6 protein-coding genes are annotated in these 10,478 nt (G+C 65.7%); 2 read left to right on the forward strand and 4 right to left on the reverse strand.

Translation table 11 applies throughout. The annotated features are described in order from the left end of the window. Window positions 1-105: 105 nt before the first annotated feature. On the reverse strand, window positions 106-630 hold the full coding sequence (locus tag CH341_RS18860; protein WP_170149708.1) for a L,D-transpeptidase: 525 nt from the start codon (window positions 628-630) through the stop codon (window positions 106-108). Window positions 631-1,029: 399 nt separating this feature from the next. Between CH341_RS18860 and CH341_RS33780 the strand changes: the two genes are divergently transcribed. Beyond that, complete coding sequence (locus CH341_RS33780; protein ID WP_146604536.1) at window positions 1,030-2,979, forward strand: hypothetical protein; 1,950 nt, start codon at window positions 1,030-1,032, stop codon at window positions 2,977-2,979. A gap of 238 nt (window positions 2,980-3,217) precedes the next feature. On the opposite strand, the gene acs is transcribed toward CH341_RS33780, so the two are convergent. Continuing rightward, window positions 3,218-5,170 (reverse strand): acetate--CoA ligase, encoded by a 1,953-nt coding sequence (gene acs / locus CH341_RS18865; protein WP_111420538.1) that lies wholly within the window; start codon window positions 5,168-5,170, stop codon window positions 3,218-3,220. A gap of 655 nt (window positions 5,171-5,825) precedes the next feature. Here acs and CH341_RS18870 point away from each other — a divergent pair. Beyond that, on the forward strand, window positions 5,826-7,514 hold the full coding sequence (locus CH341_RS18870) for a caspase family protein (protein ID WP_170149709.1): 1,689 nt from the start codon (window positions 5,826-5,828) through the stop codon (window positions 7,512-7,514). A 226-nt stretch (window positions 7,515-7,740) separates the two neighbouring features. Here the strand turns inward: CH341_RS18870 and CH341_RS18875 are convergent, their stop codons facing one another. Beyond that, window positions 7,741-8,814 (reverse strand): Gfo/Idh/MocA family protein, encoded by a 1,074-nt coding sequence (locus CH341_RS18875; RefSeq protein ID WP_111420540.1) that lies wholly within the window; start codon window positions 8,812-8,814, stop codon window positions 7,741-7,743. Window positions 8,815-8,974: 160 nt separating this feature from the next. Continuing rightward, window positions 8,975-10,366: an AmpG family muropeptide MFS transporter gene (locus CH341_RS18880; protein WP_111420541.1), complete on the reverse strand. Its 1,392-nt coding sequence runs from the start codon at window positions 10,364-10,366 to the stop codon at window positions 8,975-8,977. Between the last annotated feature and the right edge of the window lie 112 nt (window positions 10,367-10,478).

A 10,478-nucleotide genomic window follows, 5' to 3' on the forward strand; every position in this document is an offset into this window, starting at 1 on the left:
TCCAAGGCATCGTGCTCTCCATCGAATCTCGCAAATCCGACGGAATCACAGCCCCCCGAAATCACTCACTCAATTTTTGGTCAGGCTCTCAGGACGGGAGCCTGATCAGCGCTGGACCACCACGGTGGTGCCCACGCCGACGCGGCTGTACAGGTCCGTGATGTCCTCGTTGAACATGCGGATGCAGCCGTAGGAGACGTAGCCGCCGATCGAGCGCGGCACGTTGGTGCCGTGGATCGCGTACTCGCCGCCCGACAGCGTCATGGCCGCGACGCCCATCGGGTTCTGCGGCGTGCCGCCCTTGATCAGGTCCGGGATGCGCGGGTTGTCGCGCTTCACCTCGGCGGGCGGCGCCCAGTCGGGCTTCACGTACTTGCCGGTGATGCGGCTGGTGCCGGCCCACTGCTTGCCGGCCTTGCCGACGCCGACCGGATAGCGCAGCGCGGTGCCGTCGCCGAGCACCAGATAGAGCCGGCGCTCGTGCGTCTTCACCACGATGGTGCCGGCCGAGTAGCTGGCGTCCCTGAACGCCACCTGCTCGCGCGCCGACGCGCTCTGCGGTGCCGCCATCGCGAGCGCGATGCCGGCCGCGGCCGCGACGGCGGCCAAGCGTGACTCGAAGCGTGCCATGTCTCCCCCTCCGAAATCAGATGCTGTCGACGTCCGTGCCGTGGCCCGTCGCCCACGAATGAAACAGCGCCACCATTTGATATTCGGTATGTGCGGGGCAACCCCTTCAAAGCGTTCGTGATTGAAGTAAACGTCAGGTGCAGCAAAAGCGTCACAGTTGCTGTGGCGGATTTACGCGAGCCGCGGAGCGATGACGACAAGAGCGTCGGCACTGGCTTGCCACTGAACGAGCTCCCTTCGGCAGGGCAGTGACCTCCTGAACTCTGCTCAGGCAGGTCAGGATGTTCGTTCGACAAGAACGGGGACGAGTCGATCGTCCATGCCGGGATAACGCAACCGTTAATTGTCTCGCGATGCCGTTTCTCGCATGATCGCCATCCCCGAAAAGTGGTTGATCCCATGCTTCTGATTGCCTTCTTTCTCGGTGCATCGACGGCTTGGCTCTTTGAGACCGGCTGGAATTGGTACCTAGTCAATCATCTGAACCCTGCCGAGGGTCACCAGTGGCGAGTTCGGCGCAATCGCTGGGCGTACTACCTTCTCCTCGGGGTCACCCTGGCAGTCGCCGTGATTTTTGTCGGCGGCGTGTACGGCCTCCAGACCGGTGCTTGGTCCTCACCTTTCGTGAGGGCTTTGGATCATCTTTCGGCACCTAAGGTCCTGGGCGGCATTGTCGCCACCGCCCTCGGAGCGCTGTTGGTCGCCGTGCGTCACAGGCTGCCAGCCGGGATCACGCTCCTTCGACGTCTGGTGCAGCCGCGTCGGGTCGAAGGACAAAAGAAGCCCTCGTCCTCTGCGGCAGAGTCTTCCGGAGCTAAAAGCGCGGTGATTTCCCTGACCAGCATTGTCGGGATTGCCGCTGTGACTCTCGTCGCTTTGGCGACCATTCAGATTTTTTTCCCGGAACTCATCACCAGGGTCGAGAGCTTCAAGGTCGCCGGTGTGGAGGCACGCTTCGCCAGCGCTACCTCGAAATCGCTCCAGGTGTTCACGCAGACGATTGCTGGCCCGGAAAAAAGAATTTCCGTAGCAGGCTGGGCGAATTACGACTGGCTTTCAAAAGAGCTTAGTGGCCCGGCCCAAGCTGCCGTAAATAGTCGCCTCGGATATGCCGACCCATTTCAAAACGACAACAATCGCTTCATGAACGAGATCGCGATTCCGCTAGCCAAACTTGGGAAATGCCTATCGGAACATTTCGATCTTTTTCACACCGACCTGCATGGCCAGGCTGCTAGGGCCGCAGAGGGGTGGGGCCGCCTGTTTCTAATGGCGGACACAACTCCGGAGGGCCAGAAGAAATCGAAACGTCAAGCAGAGATCGTAATTAAAGATACTTACGTTATTTTAGGACGCACCAACGACTTTCTGACATCGCAGGCAATCGAATGCGACGACCGTCAAGCAGTAATAGATTTAATTATAAAAACAATCAGTTCAAAAATTACATGCGATCAAAATTGCTTTAATGAATCGATCTTAGAGGAATACGCAAAGAAGGTTTCAGGCGACCCGGCCATGTCGCCTGAAACGCTTGCGGCGACGGGATATGCCGTCTCGTTCGTGAGCAGCTTCATTTCCTGGACTTCACGGGTCGATAAAGGCCTAGAATTCCTTGATAATATCCGGCCTCACCTTCATCAAAGCAACAGTGCGATCGTTGCTCAGATCAATGTTTATAGCGCACGCGTGATTGCTCGCTTTCAGGCACGCCGGCCATCGAACGAAACAGTGGAGGACTGCAAGAAAGCAATCTCGCTCGTCGACGAACTATTGAGACATGTCGAAAGCGCGCGCCGTGATAGCGAGAATCGGTCGATTCAAGGCGATCGACGGTCGGAACAGTTGAAAAATGTAGTGGACCATTACAAGCGTGTACGCGCTTCAATCGTAAATGATTCTCTTTACAGCATCATTGCCGACTGGCTTGATGGGCGACGGCTATTGCCCCATGAGATCGCAATGCTCGAAGGGGTTTCTGAAGGCGGCGCAGCGTATGAATTGAATAAATGGATCGACTCCGAGTCGATCAGCGAACTCGTTGCAGGGATCAATAAGACAAATCTGGAAACCGAAATAGCAAAGCAAAGAAAACTCGCACCAAAATTGGACCCGATGGCTAGGCAGGCAGTAACTTGGCTCCGCACCATCGGAGACACTTACGATACGCTGGCGATGCGGGACGTCGTTCTCGGGGCTATTCGCAACGACTTCAGCAAAGACCGTTGTGCCAGGATTCGATCGCTCCTGGCACGGTCAAAAGACAGTTACGAGAAGGCAAATGTGACTGAATACGGTCCTTACATCGCCGCGCATTTCAACATATACGAAAGCGCCTGTTCACAGTGAGCGACCGCCCTTGCGCTTTTAAACCGGCCCACCGGCCCCCGCCTTGGCCAATACCCAGGTCGCGCTCGTGGCGAGCGTTACAGCCAGCACGAAGCCCGTGATCATCATTCTTCGGATCATCGCACCCTCCTGAGTTGCCGAAATCGTACCGCCTTCCCGCTCCGGTGTCCACGCTGAGGAGTGGGCCGGCGGTCACGCTTGGTTCAACGCCCCACGGTGACCGCCGGCTCCCGAGACATTACGCCGCGCCGCGCTTGGAGGCCTGGCGGTTGTTGACCAGGTCGTCGACCACGGTCGGATCGGCGAGCGTCGAGGTGTCGCCGAGATTGCCGAACTCGTTCTCGGCGATCTTGCGCAGGATGCGGCGCATGATCTTGCCGGAGCGGGTCTTCGGCAGGCTCGGCGCGAACTGGATCACGTCGGGCGAGGCGATCGGGCCGATCTCCTTGCGCACCCAGGCGACCAGCTCGGCGCGCAGCTCCTCGGACGGCTGCTGGCCGGTCATCAGGGTGACGTAGGCGTAGATGCCCTGCCCCTTGATGTCGTGCGGATAGCCGACCACGGCCGCCTCCGACACCTTGGGATGGGCGACCAGCGCCGACTCGACCTCGGCGGTGCCGAGACGATGGCCGGCGACGTTGATCACGTCGTCGACCCGGCCCGTGATCCAGTAGTAGCCGTCCTCGTCGCGGCGGCAGCCGTCGCCGGTGAAGTAGCGGCCCACGTAAGTGCTGAAATAGGTCTGCACGAAGCGCTCGTGATCGCCGTAGACGGTGCGCATCTGGCCCGGCCAGGAATCGACGATGCACAGGCTGCCCTCGCATGCACCGTCGAGCTGGTTGCCGGCGGCGTCGACGATCTGCGGCAGCACGCCGAAGAACGGCCGCGTCGCCGAGCCCGGCTTCAGCTTGGTGGCGCCCGGGAGCGGCGTGATCAGGATGCCGCCCGTCTCGGTCTGCCACCAGGTGTCGACGATCGGGCAGCGGTCCTCGCCGACGACGCGGTGGTACCACTCCCACGCCTCCGGATTGATCGGCTCGCCGACCGAGCCCAGCAGCCGCAGGCTCTTCCGCGACGTCTTCTTCACCGGCTCGTCGCCGGCCTGCATCAGCGCCCGGATCGCGGTCGGCGCCGTGTAGAAGATGTCGACCTTGTGCTTGTCGATCACCTCCCAGAAGCGGGAGTTCGACGGATAGTTCGGCACGCCCTCGAACATCAGCGTGGTGGCGCCGTTGGCGAGCGGCCCGTAGACGATGTAGCTGTGGCCCGTCACCCAGCCGACATCGGCCGTGCACCAGTAGATGTCGCCGTCGTGATAGTCGAAGACGTACTGGTGGGTGATCGCGGTGAACACCAGATAGCCGGCGGTGGTGTGCAGCACGCCCTTCGGACGGCCGGTCGAGCCCGACGTGTAGAGGATGAACAGCGGATCCTCGGCGCCCATCTCCTCGCACGGACAGTCGGCCGGCACGGTCTTGGCGATGTCGTCGTAATAGACGTCGCGGCCCGCCTGCATCGGCACCGAGGCATGGGTGCGGCGGACCACCAGGATGGTGTCGACGCCGCCGGCGCGCGTCGCCGCGGCATCCGCATTGGCCTTCAGCGGCACCTTGCGGCCGCCGCGCACGCCCTCGTCGGCCGTGACGATCACGGCGGACTTGGCGTCCTCGATCCGGCCGGCGAGGCTGTCGGGCGAGAAGCCGCCGAACACGACCGAGTGGATCGCGCCGATGCGGGCGCAGGCCAGCATGGCGAACGCCGCCTCGGGGATCATCGGCAGATAGATGGTGACGCGGTCGCCCTTCTTGACGCCGCGCGCCTTCAGCACGTTGGCGAAGCGCGAGACCTCGGCGTGCAGCTCCTTGTAGGTGATCTTGCGATCGTCCTTGGGATCGTCGCCTTCCCAGATGATCGCGACCTGATCACCCCGCGTCGCGAGGTGGCGGTCGATGCAGTTGTGGGCGACGTTGGTGGTGCCGTCCTCGAACCATTTGATCGAGACGTTGTGCGGATCGAAGGAGGTGTTCTTGACCCTGGTGAAGGGCTTGAACCAGTCGATGCGCCCGGCCTGCTCGCCCCAGAAGCCGTTCGGGTCGGAGACCGACCGCTTGTACATCTCCTGATACGCGGCGTCGTCCAGATAGGCCCGCTTCGACCAGTCGGCCGGAACCTCGTACACTTTTCCCGTCATCTGCTGCTCCCTCCGCGGCGGACATTTGATTTCGGGGCCTGGCCCCGGCCGCGCCGTCCGTTTCCTCGTTCCTCAATCAATAGGCCGTGGAGGGCCGGCGCCACAAGACGGCCATTCCTCACACTTTGGTCGCGGTCACCCGCGGTCGCGGTTGCTGTCGGCGCCCCGCGAGGGGTGACCCGGACGCGCCCTTGCCGGAGCTCGCGGGACGGGGGACCCGCGACGTCTGGTCGATGGAAGCCTCGCGCGGCCGCCTGCGATTGGCAACAGCATCGCGCCGCGACATGACGCCGGGGGTGCCCGTGACTCAACAATTCGTCGTTATCTGAGAATTACAACCAGACCCACGCGGTCGATCTCACGTCGCGCCCCGCCTTCGGCCGTGGGCCCGACGCCGAGCGCCGGTCGAAACGCATGCTGCACTGCAGCGTCCGAACGCGTCCGTCCCGGCGCCCTCCCCGTCACGGGTGCGTGAGAACGGCGCTCCGTGTGAGGCGACGCACAGAGCCGCCGCCCCGGCCGCCGCCATTCTGCCGGTCATGCGAACCGTGGGCTCGCGGACGGAACCAACCGTCGGAGCAGCACCGGGTCGACCGGCCGGCGACACGCGGCGGCGATCCGATCGGGAGGAGCGACGATGTCACGAGGTGCGGTCATGTCCTGTCGGTCGTGGTTGTTCGCGGGTGCCGTGGCGCTCGTCTCGGTCAGCGGTCTCGGAAGTGCCTTCGCGGAGAGCCGCGTCGCGCTGGTGATCGGCAACTCGTCCTATCAGTCGGTGCCGGCGCTGCCGAACCCGGCGAACGACTCCAAGGCGATGGCGGATCTGCTGCGCTCCGCCGACTTCGAGGTGATCACGGCGCGCGATCTCGGCCAGTCCGAGATGCGCCGCGCCATCGGCAACTTCACCCGCAAGGTCGCCGGCAAGGGCTCCGACACGGTCGCGCTGGTCTATTACGCGGGCCACGGCCTGCAGGTCGACGGCGACAACTATCTGGTCCCGGTCGATGCGCAGATCAGCCGGGAATCCGACGTGCCGCTGCAGACCATGCGGCTCGCCGACCTGATGAACGCGCTCGCCGCCGTGCCGGTGAAGACCCGCATCGTGATGCTCGACGCCTGCCGCAACAATCCGTTCTCGGAGATCGGCAAGGCCAGCGGCCGCGGGCTCGCCATCGTCGACGCGCCGAACGGCACCATCGTGTCCTACGCCACCGCGCCCGGCTCCGAGGCCGAGGACGGCGAGGGCAAGAACAGCCCCTACACGTCGGCGTTCCTCGGCGTCGCGCGAGAACCCGGGCTGCCGATCGAGCAGGCGTTCAAGCGGGTCCGCTACGCCGTGCACCAGGCGACCGACGGCCGCCAGACGCCGTGGGAGAGTTCCTCGCTCACCGGCGACTTCGCGTTCTTCAAGGGCCCGGCCGAGACCACCGGCGTGACCAGCGCCTCGGCCGGACCGGCGACCGGCGGAGCCTCGGCCGGCACCCAGGTCGCCTCGCTCGGCGGCGGCCCGCTCACCCGCTCGGCCGACGGCTGGCGCGGCGAGCTGCAGCAGAAGTCGGCGCGCGAGGCCTACGAGATCGTCATTCGCGAGGACCAGCTCGAGGCCTACCAGGCCTATCTGGACCTGTTCCCGGCCGAGGTCTTCACGCCGCGGGTGCGCGGCCTGATGGACCGGCGCCAGGAGCTGGTCGCGTGGCACGAGGCGGCGACCATCAACACGGCCGCGGCCTACCGGGCGTTCCTGGCCGAGTTCCCGACCAGCGACTATGCCGTGACGGCGCAGCGCCTGATCGACCGCACCGGCCGCTCGCTCGGCGCCGAATCCCGCGACCGCGCCTGCGGCACGCCGACGATCCGGCGCCGCGCCGACCTCTCGGGCCCGACCCGTCAGGCCCTGATCGACCCGACCCCGGCCGTGACCACGATGGTGGCGCCGGTCGTCTCGGCGCCCGTCATCGTCGACCGGCCGTTCATCGACCGGCCGTTCATCGACCGCGGCCCGTTCGGCCGGCACGGCGCCCTGCCGCAGGGCCCCGTGGTGGTGAAGCCGCCGGTGCTGCCGCCCGTCGTCAAGCCGCTGCCCGGCAAGCCGATCATCGGCCGGCCCGTGCTCGACACGCCGAAGCCGATCGTCCGCCCGATCGTGACCAAGCCGATCGTCGCCAAGCCGATCGTCGCCAAGCCGATCGTCGCCAAGCCGATCATGACGCGCCCCATGATGGCGAAGCCGATGATGGCAAAGCCCGTGATGGTCGCCCGGCCGGTGAGCATGGGCCCCCGCATGGGCATGGGCGGCGGCGGCGGCATGCGCTTCGGCGGCGGCGGGTTCGGCCGGATGCGCTGAGCCCTGCGCGCCGCGGAGCAGACAGCAGAACGGCCGGGCCCCAGCCCGGCCGTTCTTGTTGTCCGTCACCCCGAGGTGCGAGCCCTCGGGCGAGCCTCGAAGGGCGACGGCCCGGGCGTGGCCGGCATCCTTCGAGGCCCGGCTTCGCCGGGCACCTCAGGATGACGGGGAGAGCTTGCAGGAGGACGGGGAGACTTGCAGGAGGACGGAAACGCTGCAGCCTCTCCTACCTTCGCCGGTCCCACTCGGCGATGCGGGCGAGGGCCTCGTTGTTGAGCGGCATGTCGACCGGCTCGTTGCGCTCGGCCGAGAGATCGGCGGCCGTGTAGGTCTCCATCACCAAGCGGGCGTGGACGGGCTGCACCATCACGGGGCGGTCGAGCAGGCAGCATTCGAGGAAGTGGATGGTCTCCGGCCCGAGCTGGCCGGCATACATGTGGTCGACCTGCTCGCCCGGCATGGTCGACATCGGGTAGCGGGTGCCGCCCTCGACCGTGTTGAGCCAGTTGTCGCGATACGTCCCGTCCAGGATGAGGGCGCCCGCCGTGCCGGTGATCTCGATCCAGGTCGACGAGTAGTTGGGATAGCCGGGCGGCAGGTTCCAGCCGCCGCCGACCACCACGACGGCGCCGTTGTCCATCGTGATGGTGTTCCACATGCAGTCGTAGGAACCGTTGAGCGGCTTCATCACCCCGTAGGCGCCCTGCGAGTAGACCCGCACCGGCTTGGCCGGCTCCAGCATCCACAGCACGAAGTCGAGATCGTGGGTCGACTCCATGGCGGCCGGCGACAGCTTGGTGCGGCCGGCGATCTTGGCGCCGAGGCTGCGCGACAGATGGCGGCTCACCATCACGGAGACGATGTCGCCGAGCTTGCCCTCGGCGATCTGCTTCTTGGCGTAGGCGATCTTGGCGTTGAAGCGCTGCGAGTAGCCGATCGTGAACTTGACGCCGTTGCGCTTGGCGATCGTGATCAGCTCGTCGGCCTCCCAGAAGTCCAGCGAGATCGGCTTCTCCAGGAGCACGTGCTTGCCGGCCTTCAGGCAGTCGCGGGCGATCGGGAAATGGGTGGGCTCCGGCGCCGTGCAGACATAGACGATCGAGATGTTCGGATTGCTGATGACGTCCTGATAGTCGAGCGTCGCGGTCGCGGCCCGGGTGAGCTTCTTCATCTCGGCCAGCCGCTCGGGCCGGATCTCGCAGATATGGAGCTTGTCGACCAGCGCCGAGCGCGACAGCGTCTCGGCCCGCATGCCGCCGATCCAGCCGGTGCCGATGACTGCGACTTCGACCTGCTTCACGGAACATCTCCCCCGAATGATTGTGTAGGCTGTTGCCTGTTGGGCCGGGTCGCGTGGCGACGGCCGTGCCGGCGAAGCGGACACGGATGCCGCGCGTGGCAGCTTCGGGTAAACCAGAAAGGCCGCGGGTTGGAAAGCGGGGCGGAACCGCCCCAAACGCCTAGGTGTCCTGCGCAGAACGCTTGGCCGCGACCCCTTCGGCGAGCCGCACGAAATGCCCCCGGCGCTGCAGCCACACGAGCAGGACGAAGCTCGGGATCGCGGCGACCGCGCTGAGCATGAAGAAGGTGATCCAGCCGGTCGCCTCGGCGATGAAGCCGGCCCCCGACGACAGGTAGGTGCGGCCGATGGCGGCGAGCGCCGTCAGCAGCGCATATTGCGTCGCGGTATGGAGCGGATTGTTGCACAGCGCCGACAGGTAGGCGACGAACACCACGGTGCCGATCGCCCCGGTGAAGTTCTCGACGATGATGGTCGCGGTCAGGGCCCAGAGATCGACGCCGACCATCGCCTGCCAGGCGAACACCAGGTTGGAGACGCTCTGCAGCAGCGCGCCGATCCACAGCGCCGTCACCAGCGGATAAGCCCGCGCGAGAGTGCCGCCGGCGAAGCCGCCGATCAGGGTGGCGGCGAGGCCGACGCCCTTGACGATGGCGGCGTAGTCGTTGCGCGAGAAGCCGAGGTCGATCACGAAGGGCGCCGTCATGGCTCCGGCGAAGGCGTCGCAGAACTTGAAGAAGATCACGAAGGCGAGGACCAGGACGGCGCTGTCGCGGGTGAGGAACTCGGAGAAGGCGCCGACCGCCGCCACCATGACGCGCCGGGCCCGGTTCTCGATGCGGTGCTCGGGATCGTTCACGGCCCTGTCGGAGCCGGCCGGCTCGGTGGCGAGCAGCGTGGTGACGATGCCGATCGCCACCAGGGCCGCCATGGCGACGTAGCCCCAGGTCCAGGCCGAGGCCCGGACGAAGCCGAGCGCCTCGAAGCCGCTGACCAGGAACAAGGCGCCGATCGTCGAGGCGAGCATGCCGATCCGGTAGGCGGCGACGTAGGACGCCATGCCGGCGGCCTGCTCGTTCTCGGGCAGGCTCTCGACCCGGAAGGCGTCGATGACGATGTCCTGGGTGGCCGAGGCGGTGGCGACCAGGAGCGCCCCGAGCGCCACCAGCCAGGGCGCCCGGACCGGATCGCAGGCCCCGAGCAGCACGATCGCACCGATCAGCAGGATCTGGGTCAGCACCAGCCAGCCGCGGCGGCGGCCGAGCAGGCGCGACAGCACGGGTACGTCCAGGGCGTCGACCACCGGGGCCCAGAGGAACTTCAACGTATAGGGTGTGCCGACCAGCGCGAACAGGCCGATGGTGCCGAGATCGACCCCGGACTCGCGCATCCAGAACAGGAGGGTGGAGCCCGACAGGGCCAGCGGCAGTCCCGACGAGAAGCCGAGGAACATGACGATGAGCACCCGCGGCCGCAGATAGACCGAGAAGGTCTCGGCGAGCGACGGGCGGGCTGCGGGAGCCGGAGTCTCGGTGATGTCGGTCGGGGTCATGGCCACCGTATGGGAGAGGACGGGATTCGGCACAAGCCTGCCGGGCGATCGGGTTCTTTTTGGGTCGGGGCGGGGGTCTCGGGGGCCGGTCGTTCAGGGGCGGGGCGGCGCC

Source organism: Rhodoplanes roseus (assembly GCF_003258865.1).
In the GTDB taxonomy this organism is placed as follows: Bacteria; Pseudomonadota; Alphaproteobacteria; order Rhizobiales; family Xanthobacteraceae; genus Rhodoplanes; species Rhodoplanes roseus.